Here is a 17696-nt window from a genome sequence, read left to right as displayed (position 1 = left end):
GAGAGACATGGTGGTCAGGCCCAACTGCTTTAAATGCCGCTACTTTAAGGTTACATGGGATCACAACTGGCCTTACGCGTGCCAGGCTTTGAATTTCAGATCAAGGGACATTCCCTGGCGCATTGTGGTCCGGGCGTCCGATCTGCCCTGCCAGATGTTCACCCCAAAGCAACCCAGGAAAAACAAGCATTCGGTTTAAAGCCGAAGAGATTCTAACTTAAAAATTCCCCACAGCTCAGTATTCGAGGCTCTGGATAAAGCAGCCGCCGCTGCCTCCTCCTTGTTCGGCCGCAGGCTGAGAACGCGGAGGCATGGGAGGGGCAGGCGGTTTTTCCAGGTCATCTCGCGTCACCACCACTCGATGCCTTGTGGAACGCGTGCTCGGGACGGCCGGGAAAAAGAGAGAACCGCTGCCCGAAGTCAGCTTTTTTACCCAGCCGCCTGTGCCTGCTGGCAGTGTCACGGCCGGTTCATAGTCGCCATTTACCCAGACCCAAAAGACCTGCTGGGTGATTTCATTGGCTGCGTTGACCAGGAGCTCCTCGCCCCCGGTCGGACTATCAATAACAATGATCGAGTCCACGTCAATGGCAAAATTAAAGGGGTTGCCAATCTGGCTCCAGCCATTGTAGATGTCAACAAAGTAGCCTTGCTGGTCACCAGGACCTGTAGCCGTCGGCGTCTTGGTCCCTTCAAAGGTCAGTGTCTTACCATAGCGGAACAAGAACCAGGCCGCATCCCCAGGTTTAACGTTGTCGGTCTCATCCCAATCGTTGAACTCCCCGAAATGCGCCGGCGCGGGATGATGATCCCAGTGAGCGATACGCATCAGGGTCGTATCGTAGATTCCGATCTGCGGGCCGAGCAGGTCCACTGGATTGCGAGCCTCGGTCATCAGAGGAATGGATAAAATTCGATAATGGGCTGTAGTCGCTCCCGCCGGTAGAGTCACACTAACGGAATCAGACTCGGACGACAGCTCAATAAAATTGGCCGTGATATTACGGTCAGCGTTCATGAGGCAGTTTATATCATCGGCAGACCCTGTCAGACTGCCGCTCCAATGGCTGAAAACCCAGCCAGTGTCGGGCGTGGCTCTCAGAAATACCTCTGTTCCCGCATCATAAACGCCGCCAGGAGGATCAAGCGTGACACTGCCACAACCGCTAATGTTCATGGTCAGGTCATACTGAGTCGGCGGAACCTCACTAAAGGTGGCCGTGACAGTTTTATTGGAATCCATGGTAATGGTTTTGGGATTGGTTGAGCCGGAAAGATCACCGCTCCAGCCGGTGAAGGACCAGCCTGTGTCAGGCACGGCGGTCAACTGTACCTCGGTAGCATCATCATAGGCGCCACCAGGAGGCTCAAGCGTGACGCTGCCTTGGCCCTCGGTGTTGACCGTCAGCGTATACTGTGCTCCAGCAAGGATTTCTTTGGTTTTGTCATCAGAGCCATAGCAGAACCAATTTGTTTCCGCGGTTAAGCTTTTGGCAGATGAGGCCTCGGTAAAGTTGGTAAATCTTAAACCAGAGACGGTGATAGAATCACCAGGCGCAAAATTTTCTGTGACTGAGAGATAGGCCACATCCGCACCAGCATTGTAAGTAACGGTCGTGCTGACCTTTGCGCTGGCCGGACCTGTAATGGTGGCTGTGGTCACGGAGGTATCCCAGGTCATTTTGAGCATGGATGGAATTTGGATGTCTATGGCCTGGATGCCCACCTGGATTGTTGTATTGTTAGCATCTTCGGTGATGGTCATGGGGCTCATTTCTGTGGACGGATCTCCGACCTGAAAGGTCTGATTAGCCTGAGAGGACAACCCTATAACCGCCACGGTCCAGGTATAGGTATCCTCAGCCTCAGGGGTCAAATCTCCATCTACACTTAAACCTAGGTGACCCGTCTCTCCTGAAACGGCTTCGGCCGCTGTTTCCGTGCGGCAGATGTAACTAAATTTCAATTTATCACCGGCGGCAAAGTCAGTCGTAACATCTATAACAAGGGTTCGACCACCATCTTCCAGGGTGGCGTTCCCAAAATTAGTGTCAATCTTGCCCTCAGCAGTACTAAAATCTTCATCAATAGACCAACTGCTTATGCCCCAGATAGTACTGAGATTGGCCGGGATTGTGAGGCGAATGTCATTGGCGGCCGTAATGGTCGGCGGATCACCATCAGTTATAATGATGTCACCAGGGCAGGGAAATCTGAAGGTCGTTGGCGATATAAACATATCCTCTGTATCAATTGATGGCGCGCTTCCATAATACTCGTATGCCCCTATATCATATCCCTCGCCCTGGGGCCTTGATGTGCCTTCCAGATCGATACTCGGTGCGCCGCTGGATGTGCCGCCGTCAATACAGCCGCCGGAACTGGCGGTCAGATGATAATCGCCGCCCCCGGCAAACGCCGGGTTGGTGTGGATGACCCCGGTACCCGAATCGTTGTCGTAAATATCGCTGTAGCTGATGGAATGTGCCGATCCGCCATACGCATAAACATCATCCAGAGACGAATGCCACACGATACTGTTTATTATGTTAACGGGGCTCGTAAAACTCTCTGTATTGATGGCAATGCCGCCAACGGCAGCGCTTGGGTGCGCCGATGTATTGTCGGCAAAGGTGCAATTGATAATGCTGCTCGTGGCTATGGTTTGAGCGCCACCCCCGATAGCAACGCCGCCAACTGCATAATTTGCCGAGGTATCGGTGGCACTGTTACCGTAAATCAGACAATTGGTCATTTGGAACTGAGGATAACCGCTACTGTCGAAAAAGAGTCCGCCGCTATAAAGCCCGGTGTTGTTCCGAATGATACTTTCCTGAAGTTGGAAAATCACCGACGAACTGTCATGATACGGAGACAGCACGTATATCCCCCCAACATATGCCGAACCGGTTCCGATGTTGTTTTCAATAATACACCGCTTGATGGTCAGACCGGCGGAGTAACTCCGGATACCAGCCGTATAGCCACTACTCACGGAGCCGTTTTTGATGGTAAAACCGTCGATAACCAGGCCAACATAGGATCGCTCGGTTTCCGTAAATATACCGGGTATCGAAACAACCGGCCCTCCCCCCTGAATAACGGTTGTGTTTGTCCAGGGATCCGCCGTTCCACCACCGGCGGCCGAATATCCGCCTAGCAGTTGAATACCATTGGCCTCAGGAAATGTAATGGGTCCCGCGTATGTCCCCGCGGCGACATAAATTGCGTCACTGCCGTCAGCCAGAGCCAATGCAGCGCCGATAGTCGCCTTGGCATTGGCCCAATCCAGGCCGCTGTTGGCATCGCTTCCGCCGTTTGCCGACGTCTTGACATAATAATCAGCGGCCCAGGCGGTTGAACAAAGGCCAAAGACCAGCACCAGTACCAGTAACCCCACCTTTTGATAAAATTTTCTGCTCATGACCTGCCTCACTTTTTAATTGTGTTTATCCTTAAGATAACGGTTGCAACCCTTTAAGGGTAAGTAGCTATTTCCACCAAAATGTTGGCAAGCTATTATGCTTGATCTGCGACAAAGCCTCTCCTTATAAATAGAGGCTGCTACCTCTGTCATTGTGTTTCTTTAGATTCGATTTTGTTATTAAGACATAATTAACAAGAATTGCAATAAAAAAAAGCGAGGGCTTCCGAAATTAAGGCCCCTGGAGAAATAAGGACTGGCATGAACGAGATTGATGTGATATCTATTTCTTTGGTTTTATGTAATTCAGGTGACCCATTTCTCCTTAAAAATAAATTAACCAAGGAGGATAAAAATGAAGAGAAACATTACCTATGCCTTGGTCCTTTGCATCATCCTGGTTTTTCTCGGCACTGCCTTTGCCCATGCCCAGGCGCCCCAAAGGCCCATGCACCGGGCCAAATGGGGCATGCAGTGGATGTCACCGGTCAGGTCTTATTTCGTCCTTAAAAGACACAAGGAAAATCTGAACCTGACTGACGAACAACTGGCCAGACTCAAAGAAATCTCCTTTTCTCTGGAAGAAAAATTACTGGTCTTGAAAGAGAAAAACCAAAAGCTTTTGCTCGAAATGAAAAAGCTGCTGGATAATGAACCCTTTGATTATTTAGCCCTAGAAGAAAACATCAAAAAAAGAGCGGCTAACCGCGCTGTATTTTTTATTGAGAGTTTGAAGACCATACAAGAGGCCAAAGAGATATTTACCGAGGAACAGCTTAAAAAAATAAGCGCCTTCAGTAAAGCTCGATTCATGAGAAAAAGGTGGATGGCCAGGTAGCTGACTCAAACAGAATAATCTGCAAAGGGAGCCTTTGCTAAGGCAGAGGAGACCCCTGTGCGCTTTCATACTTCCTTTTAAAACACGTCAGGGAAAACAGTATTTTAACCAGCCTCATTTGATCAGACCCTGCCTGATTAACCTGGAGAGGATACCTGTCTGGATTATAAGACCGATCTGAGATATATTGGCCGGACCTCGGGATCAGAGAAGGACAGAGGAGAATATGAGAGGCAGGCTTCAGATTAAGTTTTTCATTCTATTTTGTTTCCTGACGTGGACAGCCGCGCCAGCTATCTCTCAGGCCGAGGCTGACGTAACCCGGTCTCTACGCCCTGCCCCGATTAAAGGAGGGCATCTGGTGGTTTCACTGCCAAATGAGCCGCACGGCCTGGACCCGACCATAAACCTTTCTACCGCTACCCATAAAATCGTCTGCGCCAACATCTTCGAAGGCCTGGCCAGGGTGAACAGGAATGGTAACCTGGCACCCGGTCTGGCTGAAAGCTGGACGATTTCCATGGATGGCCGTATTTACACCTTCCTTCTGAGTAAAAAAACCAGATATCATAACCGTGAACGCTTCACTTCCAAGGTGGCTGCCTGGAATCTTCAGCGGATCATATCCAGAGGAAATAACGGACACCTGATGGGTATTGCCCGGATCGAGACCCCTGACCCAAACACCCTGGTCATAACCCTCAAGGAGCCGGATTCTCTTTTTCTGGCGCGCTTAAGTGAAGGGGAAGCACTCATGCTGCCCATGAAGGGTTATGGCCCTGCCATTACATACCCTGTCGGCACCGGGCCGTTTAAGTTCGCTCAATGGGTTCGAGGCGAACGGCTCGAGCTGATCCGATTCAAAGGATACCGGAACCAAGCCCTGCCTTACCTGGATAAGGTTACCTTCAAGTTCATTTCAGACCCAAAGACCCGCCTGGCTGCCCTCAAGGCCGGCCAGATTGATGTCGTCATGGGGTACTCGGCTTCACCAAAATCCGCTCTGACCCTGGCTCAAGATGGGCGATTCAAGGTCCTTTCCGGGCTGAGCACGGGCGAGGTGATTCTTGCCATCAATAACAAAGCTGCACCTTTTAACGATCTCAAGATCCGTCAGGCCGTGACCATGGCCATTAACCGGGAAGAGCTCATAAACAAGGCCATGTTCGGCTTCGGCGCGCCCATCGGGTCTCACTGGTCGCCGGTAACGCCGTATTATGTGGACCTGACCGACCTTTACCCCTATAACCCGGAAAAGGCCAGGAAGCTCCTTGAAGAAGCTGGATACATCAATGGGTTTGAGGCGGTCATGAAGCTCCCTGCGCCTTATATGTATCTTCAACGCACCGGCCTGGTGCTGGCCAGAATGCTGGGACGCATCGGAATCAGCGTTAAGCTGGAAGTCCTTGACTGGGAAGAATGGAACCGGGAGGTCTTTGAAAGGAAAAACTTTCAACTGGCAGTGAACAGTCACACCAAAGCATGGGACATTGACCTGTATGCCGATCCAGCATCTTACATTCAATATGACTCAGAGAGGTTCAGACAAACGCTTACCAAGGCCCTCAAGGCCTTAAACGAAGAAGAAAAGAAAAAGTATTTTAAGCTCTGCCAGAGGATCATTGCCAAGGATGCCGCCTCCGGCTTTCTCTTCTCTATGCCCACCTTGCAGGTCATGAAAGTCCAGGTTATGGACTGGTGGGAAAACTATCCGACAAAAGCCATGGACCTGACCCGGGTCTGGTTGAAAAAGTAGGAAACATCTGCTGGGATTAATAAATCAGGGCCGGTGACTTGAGGACCCTGGTTAAATACGAGAACCACCTTCAATCCAAATTCTTAACTTTATGTCTGCCCAAATTTTCGCGCCACTCCAAATAACTCTTGGTATCCATGGTAGGCGACTGACCTTCATAGACCACTGGCAGCCCCTGCCTTCGGTAAAGACGCTGCGCCGTGGAAACTGATCCTCCGATCATTCGTGCGATCGCCTTCCATCCCCGCGCCACTTCAACATTAATGACTACCATAGATGTTCTCCTTTGCGGGCTAGTAAGGTTTTCGTTTCTCCATCCCCAGGCCCTGAAAGTTCCAGATTTATCTTTGTCTAAAAATTTCTCTCTGGGTCTTCATCTTCAAATTATTTTAAAGTCCGGCCAGGCTTTTCCTTGAGCGAAAAAACCTTCGGGTAAAACAAAGACGTTTTTCATGAACCGAATTTTGGCCCTGTAAAGTATTTAAGTGGAATACCTATATAACTTACTCAATTAATTACAGTTTTTTTTAAAGTTCAAAATTTGGTGGTGCTTCTTTAATTGGTTGATAAATTTGAATTTCTTAATTTTTACAATAAGTTATGGCGTTTTCTCCCTTGACAATTTTACCTTCAAATTCAAGGGGTTATAAAATGTCACCCCAATAAAGGGACACCGCCCAAAATTTCACCTCAGGAATAAGTCCGGCCCCTGCCGGTCTTTCAAGCCGCCTCAACATCCGAACGGACTTCTGTTTCGCAGGTAAAGCGAAATTCACAGTAGTTAGAGCAGAGTTCTCCGGGTTGGCGCGGATAATGGCCCATGCGAATGGCCGCGCAGACCGACATGAGTTCCCTGGGGATGGTGTGCGTTCTGGTCTCGGAGCGGGTAGTGAAAAACATGCCCGGACCTCGAGGCTGTTTGGTGCAGTAAGTTCGCTTGCCTTTACAGGGCTGCTGCTTCTTGCCTAAAAGGCAGGGCTCTGAAACAAGATCGCAGGGTATGAAGTTTCCCGATTCATCTTTCAGGTAACTGCCGCCGTCATCCTTGTAGGGGATATGATCTCTGAGGAAATAAACTGCATGAAAATCAGGGATAATATTCCAGAAATACGGTGTCTGATAAGACCTGCGATCAATGGCGCCTAAAGGATAATTAAAGATCCCGGTTTTTAAGGCCAGAGCAAGGATGTCGAGCTGGATATTCAGAGCCAGTTCAAAGGGACTGGTCTGTCTGCGCTGGCCGAATTTAATACACCGGTGAAGGATGATGGAGGACTTCTTTACAGACTTGAAAACATCGGGAAATTCAGCTCTCAGCAGATCGGTTTCAACCTGAAGAAGCTGGTCAATCCTTCCTTCAAAATGATAAGTTGTGCGCGCTGGTTTGATCTCAAAATAAAACCTGGAATCCAATGCCAGGACCCTGGCTTCACGATTATAAGGCTGGCAGGCATAAGCCCTTAACATGACACGGTACTCATCCAGGTCCACCGCGCCATGGATTTCGGCCTTTTGACCGGCCTTCTCCTTTTCAAAGACACCTAAAAAAATCTCATAAATTTCATCCTCGTCCCAGTTCTTTTCACGGTGAGCGCGGTTAACGGCTGCCCGCGCCGCATGACCGGCCAGCAAATTCAGATTAATTCGGTCCTGGCCAAGACCCATAACGTGCTTGAAATAAAAGGCGCGAGGGCACTTAAGAAAAGCGGAAAGTGAATTTACCCGAAATGGACCTTTAAAAAGCAGCATGGCTAGTCTCCTAACTTCATTTCGCTCATGTCTTGAGATGAGTAATATTATTAAGAATTCAATCAGTTAACAGCAAGCTGACGACCTGTTTATCTTTCTAGATGCGTTTACCAGGGAACCATTAAAAACAAACAATTAATTGCTTAATTTGAAATAAACAAAATGACATACGCCCTGTTTCGTTTGCATCCAGGTCCTTATTTATAAAAACAAGCAGCTATGCTGGTTTTTTTCAAACAACTTGTTGTTGTCAGGACTGATAAAAATTAGAACCGGGCCGTCTGAAGAGCCCAGAGAGTCCAGGTGATATTCTGCTAAGAATTCCATTTAATAAGTATAATTAACTTCTTAGAATGGTCGCGGCCCTATTTCCTCACTTTAACCCTTTCCTATCCAAACCTCCCTTTATAAATATAAGATACAACAATTGTTGTAGTCAACCTTTTTTTTCATATAATTCCTTTTTTCCTTGCAAATAGCTGTTTGTTGTATAAAATATAACTAAAAAATGAAAACAAGAGGACACCAATGACTGAGACCTTTGGAGAAGTGGTGAAAAGAAAACGAATGGAGCTTAGCCTCTCGCAAAAAAAGCTCGGACATCTGGCCGGTGTGACTGGAACTTATGTCGCAGACATGGAAAACTTTGGCAAAATCCCCAAAGACTCGGTCGTGCTTAAAATGGCTGTGGCCCTGGGACTTGACCCCTTCTTTTTCCTCCTGGTGGCACTCAAGGAGCGAAATAGCGAGGACGATGAGGTCATCAACCTCTATGAAAAGGCTTTCAAGGCTTACTCGCAAGCCAGAGCCCGGGGTGAAATTAACGGACCGGTTGACGAGGTGCTGCACCCTAGCGTGGTGGCGGCTCAGGTTGAGGAAGCCATTAAACGCGGCCTTAAAATCATCATTGCCGACCCTGAACAGATCCAGAAAGAACCTTATTGCAACCTGGTCAAGGAAATCGAGGAACGAGTCCATGAATTCTGGACTGAAGCGCTTTCCAGCCCTTCTGATCTATTACTGGGTCCCCTGCCTTATCGTTATACTGTCCCTGTCATTTCTCATGTCAGTGCCGGCGAACCTTTTCAGTGGACTGATGGGGGTTTTGAAGCTGGAGACGGATTGGAGAAGGTGGAGCTGCCTCCTGGAATTGACCCGAAGCTGGCCGAGAAGATTTATGCCGTCCGGGTTCGGGGAGACTCCATGTTCCCTTACCTCAAAGATGGCGCCACTCTTTTTGTCAAACCTGAGAGCCGGGAGGAAGTGAGGCACGGTGATTATGTCATTTTCAAGGACCAGGATTATAACGCCTGGGTGAAGATGGTCCTTTTTCGTAATGATCAGATTATCTTGCGCTCCCTAAATCCTGATTATGGAGATATGGTCAAGGATGAAGACGAGCTGATCTTACTGGAAAAGGTTATATCTATCACCCTTTGATTGAGGTTTATTCGCAAATTTTTAGGGGTATAATGTAGAGAAATATGGGGAGTTCTTATCAAAGACTCCCCCTGATTCATCATCAGATTTCTTCGATCCAGCCGTGGGTATCTTGCTTACCACCGTATTGAATAGCCGTGATTTCATCGAAGAGTTTACGAGCTAGCGGGCCGGTCTGGCCGTTACCAATCTGGACCATCTCACCTTTATAAAAAACCTCGCTCACCGGCGAGATGACCACGGCTGTGCCTGAGGCAAACGCTTCTTTCAAACGCCCGTCCTTTGCCTTGGCCATAACCTCATCTATGCTGACTTGCCGCTCCACTACATTGTATGCGCCCCATTCCCGGGCCAGATCCAGGACGGTCAGGCGGGTAATGCCTGACAGGATGCTCCCGGTTAAGGGTGGAGTGATTAGTTCGTCCTCTATCAGGAAGAACATGTTCGAGGTCCCCACTTCTTCAACATACTTACGCTCCACGGCGTCGAGCCAGAGTATCTGGGTAAAGCCTTTCTCCTGTGCCTCTTTAGCGGCATAGAGGCTGGCCGCGTAGTTGCCCGAGGCCTTGATATCGCCCACGCCTCCGCGGACCGCCCGTACATATTTCTCAGAGACAAAGATCCTGACCGGATTAAATCCTTCCTTGTAATAGGCCCCAACCGGCCCGACAATGACAAAGTAGAGGTATTCCCTGGCCGGTCTAACGCCGAGGTGCGGTTCGGTGGCCAGCATGGTCGGCCTTAGATAGAGTGACGCGCCGCGGCTTCGGGGCACCCAGTCCTGCTCAACCCGAATCAGCTCCTTAAGTGATGAAAGGCCGAACTCGACATCTAACTCAGGCATGCACAACCGGGAGGCAGACTGGTTTAAGCGCTTGAAATTATCCCGTGGCCTGAAGAGCTGGAGGCCGCCGTCCTTTCTCCGATAGCACTTAAGGCCTTCGAAGAGGGACTGGGCGTAATGAATGGACATCGCCGCCGGGTCAAGTCGAAGATCCTCATAAGGCACGATGCGGGCATTGTGCCAGCCCTGGCCTTCCTTGTAATCCACCATCAGCATATGATCACTGAAGGTATCTCCAAAACTCAGTTCATCATCGCTTCCTGGCTTTTCTTTGCGTGATTCAGACGGGAGAAGATTAACTTCAATTTCCATTTTTTCTAACAACCTCCACGAACAGGCCTCCGGCCGTTTGATTGGATGTGAGACAGGATTCTAACGCCAAATTAAAAAGAATTCCAGACATATTTTACCTAAACCTCGGTTCATCCATACCTTGACTTCGTTAGACTGAGATTTAAAGCCTTGTTCCTTTATAAGTTATTGTAACCTTGTCTCCTTGTTTGCTTCAGCAGGAAACCTCAGGATTTCCTAATTATAAATGATTCCGGGCTTGAACCTGTCCGGGCCAAGCTTCCATGGGCCGGCTCAGTCTTTATTTCTGAAGAATGAACACCAAAGGGTACGCCTTTTACTTTGGAAGAGTAAATGACCATTGACGATTTTAGTTATCAGGGATATCCTATAGTGTGAGATTAGGCCGGGTGACAATGAAGCCCGGCTTTAGTATCATCCTGGCACATAGAAAAAAATGTTCAAATATAGAATATTTAACAATTTATTTAAATTCCCCTGCGCCCTTCTCTTCCTGATTATTCTGCTTCAGCCTCTGTCGGCGTTATCGGCCTCGATTCACATGGAGTATTTCCTTGGGTTCAACGGTCTCGTTCCGCTAAACAAATGGACCCCTTTGAATATAATTCTTGAAAACAGCGGCCGGACGATTAATGGCACTTTAGAAGTGGTGGTGACATCTGGAAGCGAGTACCATCGGGACGTTCATGATACTGTCTATTCCATGGATGTTGAGCTTCCCACAAGTTCAAAGAAATTATACTCCTTCACCATCCTCATTGATTCCTTTACCCATCCTCTGCTTATCAGGTTTAAAAGCACTCAGAAAGATATTCTGTCTACATCAATAAATCTCAGGTCCCGGTACACTACCAGGGGCCTGGTACTGGTATTAGGCAATAAAATTGCCCCGGACTTTTTATCCAAGCTGCCCAATACAGTCCAGCCCATTGTCTCTCGCGTAAAGTTCCTCCCGGAAACCTGGTATGGGTATGACGGGGTGGAGATGATGGTTCTGCATGCCAGCGCGTGGAAGAATCTAAGGGAGAGACAATTTACCGCTTTAACCGAATGGATTAGAAAAGGCGGCTACGTTGTTACTGCCAGCGGCCTTAACTACGGCGCATTTCTCGAAGCAAGGACAAGGCGCCTTCTGCCCTTGAATATATTGGGATTTGAGCGTATTTTTGAGCTTGATTCTCTAGAAGAATTTTGTGGTCAAATACTTACCAGCCCTGAGCCATTTTTAATCGCAAAGGTAAACATTGAGGCCGCAGAGGCGCTGTCCATCAAGGATGATATTCCGGTGATCATTCAGAAGGAAATTGGGCTCGGGAAAATTATTTTTTTAGCCTTTGATTACCAGAGACCTCCATTTGCCGACTGGACAGGGAGGCACTCTTTTTGGAACAAGATACTGACTTTGAAGCCTGCGAACCATCATTTTGAGTTCGATCTTCAGGAACGACAGATTCTGTCATCCATGATCTCAGGCATACCGATTCATTTTCCAGGCTTTCTGTGGGCTATTTCCTTGCTGGCGCTTTACATTATTTTCGTTCAGGTGCTTTTTCACGGCATTGAAAAAAAAGTGGCCTTAAGACGGAAATACCTCAGCTATCTTATAGCAATTATAGTTATATTTTCTTTGGCAGGTTACTGGCTGTTTTTTTATCAAACTGCACGCAAGGACCTCTCTTATAATAGCTTTCTTCATTTGAAAGTAGCGGAACAAAAAGGAATCACCTCAGGCAAATTGATTGTAGGACTGTATTCCTTGCAAAAAGGAGATTACCGGTTAAGTCTGGGTTCAAAACCTTATCCTGTCACCGCCATCTTACCGAAATTGGATGAAAGTGAAACAGTGCGCAGCTTAACCTTACATGAAAGTAATGCGCGGCAGACGGTTCTGATTTCTCTAAACAGATGGTCTCATCGTTTGTTTAAAATTAACACCATGATGAACTTCCCCATCCGCGGGGAGGTGTTTAAGGATGAACAGGGCCTTACCATCCAGGTTGAAAACATGACCCCTCACCTGATTACTGATTGCCAGATTTATTTTGACGGCCGCTTCTTCTTTTTCGGCGACATTGCTCCTGATAAGAAATACACTAAGAAGCTCACCAGATCGAGTTTGGAACGGAAAGGCTTATTTGTACCCAAGGCAGCAGAATCCATAACCGCAATTATTGTCCCCAATAATCCCAGCACATTTTTTGAAAAGATGCAGAAAAATCTCATGCAGGATCTTCTGTTTTCGATCCATGCTCGATATGGCTCAAGACCTGATATCCTTCATTTATCCGGCTGGATCAACTCTGACGTAATACCGATTCATCTCATGGAGGCACGACGTGCCATCAATCGAAACATGGCGCTTTTAGAGTGGGAAATCCCGGTAGGCACTGATAAACAAGAGATCAAGATAGGGCTTGCGCCCGAGGCTTTTTCAGGGTCGGAATTGTCTGCCACAATCAGAATGTGCAGTCATATTCCTCAAAGAACAGGGGAAGCAAGACCATGATCAACAGGGAAGAGTTAACAAGGATTCACGATGAAGTTTGATTACCTGACAAACGACACTGAAAAATCTCTGGCCCCGTTCTTTTCGCCGCTGATGTTATCAGTGAGCTTCAACAGCATCTGGATCCTTGGCTTGATACTGCTCATCTTCTGGCCCACCAAAGATCTCTTCACTTATTTTCAAGGGCATAAGATTCCGCTGAATTTCTTGGGAGTCTTTGTGGCCGCGCTCCTTATTAACTCGTACCTGGGTCTTCGCTGCGGGCGCGGTGAGATGTTCGCAAAAGATTATTTTTCCAGGCTGGGTTATGAAGGAGTAATCACCCTCGAGGAGGAACATAATTTCTTTTCTTATGGACTGGCCGCCTTCATACTCCATTCCATATTCTTACTGCTGATTGTGCTCCCGCTCCTGATTGTTTCCGCTGCTGTTTCAGGAATATCCATGTCCGTGTTCTTTAAGGTTCTAACCGTTCTTTTTACCGCTTCACTCCTGTGCCGCCTGTTTGCGTTCCTGATGTATCTTGTTTTCGGAAAATGGAGTTTTCTTGGCTATCTCTTAAGCCGGGGGTTCTTGATTTTTTTCCTTTTCGTTACTGCGGTTTTTGCCTCTTTCATTAATCCCGTCTTCCTTATTTATGCCTTTTATCAGGGTCAAGAGCTTTTACCTCGATCTTCAATCAACGCTTATGGGTATTACATGATGATCGTCACATGTGTTATCCTGCTCCTGACACTGGCAAATCAGGTTATGATCAGGCATAACAAGGCAAAAAGGAAATGAACACTAAAACGAATCACCAATTTATAAATCATATTTCCAAGCTTCAAAGGCGGATGATCAAAAGGGAAGTTAAACGCCTCGTCCTGACGACCCTTATGCTTTCTTTGCTCCTCACCGCTTTTTCCCTCGCTGTGCAAAGGTTCGGATTACTGCAGTGGTATGGAAATTCAATCTATGCGCTTCTTGTTTTATTCTCTTTTGCCTTTTCACTGCTCTTTGTAATTAGAACAAGAAAAAGCTTCATGCACGAGCTGATCGAGATTGACGCTCGATTTGGGTTGAAAGATAGATTGAGCACGGCCTATGAATGCCACCAGCTTGGGCGCAAATCCATTTTTGTGGACCTGTTGATTGAGCAGGCGAGTTCCTTTATTGAATTGATCAAACCGGACCCTATATTCCCCAGGAAATTTTCCCGGATTCATATATTAATTCCGTTTTTCATCGCGGTGATAATTGCTCTCCTTCTTGTTGACTTCAGTCCAACATCTTCACCGCCAGACCTGGCCGGTCAAGAAAAGCTCAAACAGATCGGCCTGAAATTGGAGAAATATTCAAAGCTGGAAAAGCGAGCGGCCAGGAAGGAAAAGAAAAGGTCTAGAGAGGATATCTACCAACGGATGGAAGAGCTTGCCAGGGAGCTTAAGGCCCAGAGGATGACCAAAAGAAGGCTGCTTGAGTCCCTCAATGAGCTGATTAAAGAGGCTGGGGCCGAGAAGATCCGGCTTGCCCGCCAGCTCGAAGCCGAACTCAGCTTGGGAGACATCTCCGGTACACCGGGGTTTAAAAACCTTGGGGAGGACAAGGTAGCGCCAAATCAAGTTAAAGAGTTAAAAAAGCAGATCAAACAGGCATTTGAACAGGGGGTCCCAGCTTCCCTGTCTCAGGAGCTTTCAAATCTGGATCGCACCCAGAAGCTCGAACAGTTTCTTGACGAGACTATGAATGAGGTGATGTCAGCCATACCTGACAAAGGCCAATCATCGTCTGAAGCCAAAAAGGACGTCTTTGTGGCTCAAGTTTCCGAGAAAACTACAAATCAAGATACTTCATCAGAGCAGGCTCTGGCCGCATCTGAGGTTGGTGGAGAAGAACGCAAGAAAGTAACTTCAATCTCTTCAGGCAAAGACCGGCCTGATGATATGAAACCCGAAAAAGATAGACCAGCGCTAGATGAGGAAGAGACCTTTACCGCCGGCCGAGGCAAGGCCGACGGTGAAAAGAAAACTCCTTACGAAATCAAAAGCTCAAAAAGCCCGGCGCTTAAAGATAAGGGCGTTGAAGGCCCGGGAGAACGATATAATATTCATGTCCGCTCCCTTCCGACAATCGCCAAGGCAAAATTAAGAGAGGAAGAGGTAATCAGATCTTACCGACAGGAGCTGGAAAATGTCCTGCTAAAAGAAGATATCCCTTTGAATTATCGAGAATACATAAAAAATTATTTCCTGTCTATCGGGTTAAGGATGGAAAAAAATGGAAAAAGCGACACCAATTGAAAAAGCTGACTTAATAATACAGAATTTTAACCTCATCACTGACGAGCTTTCCAAGATAATTGTCGGGCAGACCTCACTCATCGAAAATATCCTTGTCTGCCTGCTCTGTGGAGGTCATGCCTTGGTTGAAGGCGTGCCTGGACTGGGTAAAACCCTGATCGTGAAGACATTGAGTCAGGTTCTTGACTTGAAGTATTCCCGGATTCAATTCACTCCCGATCTAATGCCCGCGGATATCCTGGGCACGAATATCGTGAACCAGGATGAACAGGGAAATCGTTATTTCGAGTTTTTTAAAGGGCCGATATTTGGCCAAGTCATTCTGGCTGACGAAATCAACCGGGCCACCCCTAAAACTCAATCTGCCCTTCTTGAGGCCATGCAGGAAGAAAGGGTTACGATTTTTGGTAGAGAATACCCTTTAGAGCCGCCTTTTATCGTGTTGGCGACTCAGAACCCCCTGGAAATGGAAGGGACTTACCCCCTGCCAGAGGCTCAGATTGATCGTTTCTTCTTCAAGCTCAAGATCGAGTACCCGACTTCGGATCAGCTTGAAGAAATAATTGAAAAAACAACAGAAGACTACCAGCCGGAATTAAATAAGGTCGTTGATTCCGACTCGATCCTTCAAATGAAAAAACTGGTCAGACAGGTACCCATCGCCTTGCATGTAAAAAATTACGCCATCAGGCTCGTTTTGGCCAGCCATCCGGATGACCATGCCTCGATCGAAAGGACTAAAAAATACGTTCGCTATGGCGCAAGCCCCCGGGGAGTGCAAACCCTGGTTTTAGCTGGCAAAGTGCGGGCCTTGTTTCAGGGGCGCTATAACGCTTCCCTTGAAGATATCAGGGCGGCGGCCAAACCGGCTCTGAGGCATCGCATTATTCTAAATCTTAGAGGAGAGGCTGAAGGGATCAACGAGGATGACATCATAGACGATATTTTAAATGGCGTACCCGAAAAAGTGCGTGTTTAAAGCCTGGGGTCTAGCTGTTCGCCATTACTCTGGACAGGCGCTACAAAGAAGTAACTCCGTGACGTGAATGGATGGATAGTCTCGTCCCTCTCATAAATACAGATTAACGGATTGGTCCATGGCAGTAGAAACAGACGTTGAATCTTTCCTAGATGAAGATTTTTTAAGAAGGCTGGAAAAGCTGAAGATACTTGCTCAGCAAGGGATAAAAGGGCCGAGCAAGGGGGAACACAGGTCCTGGCGGAGTGGGGCTAGCCTTGAATTTCTTGACTACCGCAAGTATCAGGTCGGGGACGATTTCCGGTACATTGATTGGAACGTGTATGGTCGCCTGGATAAACTCTTTGTAAAATTATTCCGTTCTGAGGAGGAGCTGAACATTCATATCCTCCTTGACATGAGCCGTTCCATGAGAGCGGGTAACCCTTCGAAAGAGATTTACGCTAAAAAAGTTGCAGCCGCTTTGAGTTATATCGGTCTGGCAAACCTGGACCGGGTCGGCGTGACCGCTTTCAGCCATACACTTGGCGACTCAAAGCCGCCTGAAAGAGGTAAAAAAGTTTACCTCTCCATACTCAAATACCTGCTTTCCCTGAAACCGGAAGGCAAAACAGACCTTAACTCATGTCTCAGTGAATATGCTCTCACCTGCAAGCGGCCGGGCATTGCCATTATCTTAAGCGATCTTTTAGATCCCAATGGGGTTGAAAAGGGTCTGGAGGCGCTTAGGTATAGAAAGTTCGATATAACCGTGGTTCATATGCTCGATCCCGAGGAGCTGTTTCCTGGTTATAACGGATACCTGACTTTAAGAGAATTGGAAACTGGAGAAACAAAAAAAATTACCCTGAATGAGGAATTACTCACGCTTTATCGCCAAAAGATGAGCAGTTTTTTGAACAATATCAGGGAGCTGTGTTACAAGAACGGAATTGACTACTATCTTTCCGATACGGGTGTCCCCTTTGAGGATTTCCTGCTGGATTATCTGACTACAGGAACGCTCTTTCATTAGAGAAACGGATGCTGACCGGGACTTAAGATGCAACTGTTAAATCCAAGCGCGCTGCTGGTTTTGGGCCTAATCCCGATTCTCATTTTAATCCACAGCCTGAAACCCAAGCCGAAACAGGTTGATGTCACAAACCTCTTCTTATGGCGCGCCGTTTTGAAGGAAAAAAGAGGGGGGGTTCGTATTCAAAGGGTTCTTAGGAACCTGCCTCTTTTGCTCCAGATTCTAGCCGTAATACTGGCCGCTTTTGCCTTGGCCAGGCCTGTATGGTTATATACCTCTCAAATAAAAGGAGACGCGATCCTGGTCCTGGACTCGAGTGCCAGCATGAAGACCCTTACAGCCTCAGGAATCAGGTTTGACCGAGCCAGGGAAGAAGCGCTCAAGCTCATTGATGAGCTTCCAAAAGACAGCCGGATGCTTATTATTGAGGCTGGCAGCAAGCCCTTTTTAAGATCTCCCTTTTCAGATGATAAAAAGCACCTCAAAAGGATAGTGCAAAGCATCCAACCCTCAGACGCGCCAGGGCGAATAGAAAAGGCAGTTTACCTGGC

13 protein-coding genes are annotated in these 17696 nt (G+C 47.7%); 9 read left to right on the top strand and 4 right to left on the bottom strand.

From position 1 onward, the window contains the following. Nucleotides 1-235: 235 nt before the first annotated feature. On the bottom strand, nucleotides 236-3424 hold the full coding sequence (locus JRI95_05055; GenBank protein ID MBW2060916.1) for a hypothetical protein: 3189 nt from the start codon (nucleotides 3422-3424) through the stop codon (nucleotides 236-238). A 355-nt stretch (nucleotides 3425-3779) separates the two neighbouring features. Between JRI95_05055 and JRI95_05050 the strand changes: the two genes are divergently transcribed. Next, nucleotides 3780-4262, top strand: coding sequence for a hypothetical protein (locus JRI95_05050; protein MBW2060915.1), 483 nt, complete (start codon nucleotides 3780-3782; stop codon nucleotides 4260-4262). Nucleotides 4263-4623: 361 nt separating this feature from the next. Next, complete coding sequence (locus tag JRI95_05045) at nucleotides 4624-6018, top strand: ABC transporter substrate-binding protein (protein MBW2060914.1); 1395 nt, start codon at nucleotides 4624-4626, stop codon at nucleotides 6016-6018. 70 nt (nucleotides 6019-6088) lie between these two features. Here the strand turns inward: JRI95_05045 and JRI95_05040 are convergent, their stop codons facing one another. Both JRI95_05040 and JRI95_05035 read right to left on the bottom strand, forming a co-directional pair. Then, complete coding sequence (locus JRI95_05040) at nucleotides 6089-6292, bottom strand: hypothetical protein (protein MBW2060913.1); 204 nt, start codon at nucleotides 6290-6292, stop codon at nucleotides 6089-6091. A 446-nt stretch (nucleotides 6293-6738) separates the two neighbouring features. After that, nucleotides 6739-7767 (bottom strand): PD-(D/E)XK nuclease family protein, encoded by a 1029-nt coding sequence (locus tag JRI95_05035; GenBank protein ID MBW2060912.1) that lies wholly within the window; start codon nucleotides 7765-7767, stop codon nucleotides 6739-6741. 528 nt (nucleotides 7768-8295) lie between these two features. Here JRI95_05035 and JRI95_05030 point away from each other — a divergent pair. Continuing rightward, complete coding sequence (locus JRI95_05030; GenBank protein ID MBW2060911.1) at nucleotides 8296-9207, top strand: helix-turn-helix transcriptional regulator; 912 nt, start codon at nucleotides 8296-8298, stop codon at nucleotides 9205-9207. Between the two features lie 82 nt (nucleotides 9208-9289). Here the strand turns inward: JRI95_05030 and JRI95_05025 are convergent, their stop codons facing one another. Continuing rightward, entirely contained in the window at nucleotides 9290-10363 is a 1074-nt protein-coding gene (locus JRI95_05025) for a branched-chain amino acid aminotransferase (protein ID MBW2060910.1), read from the bottom strand. 979 nt (nucleotides 10364-11342) lie between these two features. Here JRI95_05025 and JRI95_05020 point away from each other — a divergent pair. The 6 genes from JRI95_05020 to JRI95_04995 form a co-directional block, all read left to right on the top strand. Continuing rightward, nucleotides 11343-12869 (top strand): hypothetical protein, encoded by a 1527-nt coding sequence (locus JRI95_05020; protein MBW2060909.1) that lies wholly within the window; start codon nucleotides 11343-11345, stop codon nucleotides 12867-12869. A 30-nt stretch (nucleotides 12870-12899) separates the two neighbouring features. Next, on the top strand, nucleotides 12900-13652 hold the full coding sequence (locus JRI95_05015; GenBank protein MBW2060908.1) for a hypothetical protein: 753 nt from the start codon (nucleotides 12900-12902) through the stop codon (nucleotides 13650-13652). Nucleotides 13653-13894: 242 nt separating this feature from the next. Continuing rightward, nucleotides 13895-15151 carry a hypothetical protein gene (locus tag JRI95_05010; GenBank protein MBW2060907.1) on the top strand — a complete coding sequence of 419 codons (1257 nt, stop codon included), beginning with the start codon at nucleotides 13895-13897 and terminating at the stop codon, nucleotides 15149-15151. Further along, on the top strand, nucleotides 15129-16130 hold the full coding sequence (locus JRI95_05005) for a MoxR family ATPase (protein MBW2060906.1): 1002 nt from the start codon (nucleotides 15129-15131) through the stop codon (nucleotides 16128-16130). Before JRI95_05010 ends, JRI95_05005 begins: the two co-directional genes overlap by 23 nt. A 118-nt stretch (nucleotides 16131-16248) precedes the next feature. Next, nucleotides 16249-17145 carry a DUF58 domain-containing protein gene (locus JRI95_05000; protein ID MBW2060905.1) on the top strand — a complete coding sequence of 299 codons (897 nt, stop codon included), beginning with the start codon at nucleotides 16249-16251 and terminating at the stop codon, nucleotides 17143-17145. A gap of 27 nt (nucleotides 17146-17172) precedes the next feature. Next, on the top strand, nucleotides 17173-17696 hold a 524-nt coding region (locus tag JRI95_04995; protein ID MBW2060904.1), incomplete at its 3' end, for a BatA and WFA domain-containing protein.

The organism is Deltaproteobacteria bacterium (genome assembly GCA_019308995.1).
In the GTDB taxonomy this organism is placed as follows: domain Bacteria; phylum Desulfobacterota; class Desulfarculia; order Adiutricales; family JAFDHD01; genus JAFDHD01.
This window is presented reverse-complemented; position numbering and strand designations above follow the sequence as displayed.

Coding starts and splice junctions, on each gene's coding strand:
- JRI95_05005 (MBW2060906.1), top strand. CDS start 15,129: ATGGAAAAAGCGACACCAATTGAAAAAGCTGACTTAATAATACAGAAT.
- JRI95_05025 (MBW2060910.1), bottom strand. CDS start 10,363: ATGGAAATTGAAGTTAATCTTCTCCCGTCTGAATCACGCAAAGAAAAG.
- JRI95_05015 (MBW2060908.1), top strand. CDS start 12,900: ATGAAGTTTGATTACCTGACAAACGACACTGAAAAATCTCTGGCCCCG.
- JRI95_05030 (MBW2060911.1), top strand. CDS start 8,296: ATGACTGAGACCTTTGGAGAAGTGGTGAAAAGAAAACGAATGGAGCTT.
- JRI95_05000 (MBW2060905.1), top strand. CDS start 16,249: ATGGCAGTAGAAACAGACGTTGAATCTTTCCTAGATGAAGATTTTTTA.
- JRI95_05040 (MBW2060913.1), bottom strand. CDS start 6,292: ATGGTAGTCATTAATGTTGAAGTGGCGCGGGGATGGAAGGCGATCGCA.
- JRI95_05050 (MBW2060915.1), top strand. CDS start 3,780: ATGAAGAGAAACATTACCTATGCCTTGGTCCTTTGCATCATCCTGGTT.
- JRI95_05010 (MBW2060907.1), top strand. CDS start 13,895: ATGCACGAGCTGATCGAGATTGACGCTCGATTTGGGTTGAAAGATAGA.
- JRI95_05055 (MBW2060916.1), bottom strand. CDS start 3,424: ATGAGCAGAAAATTTTATCAAAAGGTGGGGTTACTGGTACTGGTGCTG.
- JRI95_05035 (MBW2060912.1), bottom strand. CDS start 7,767: ATGCTGCTTTTTAAAGGTCCATTTCGGGTAAATTCACTTTCCGCTTTT.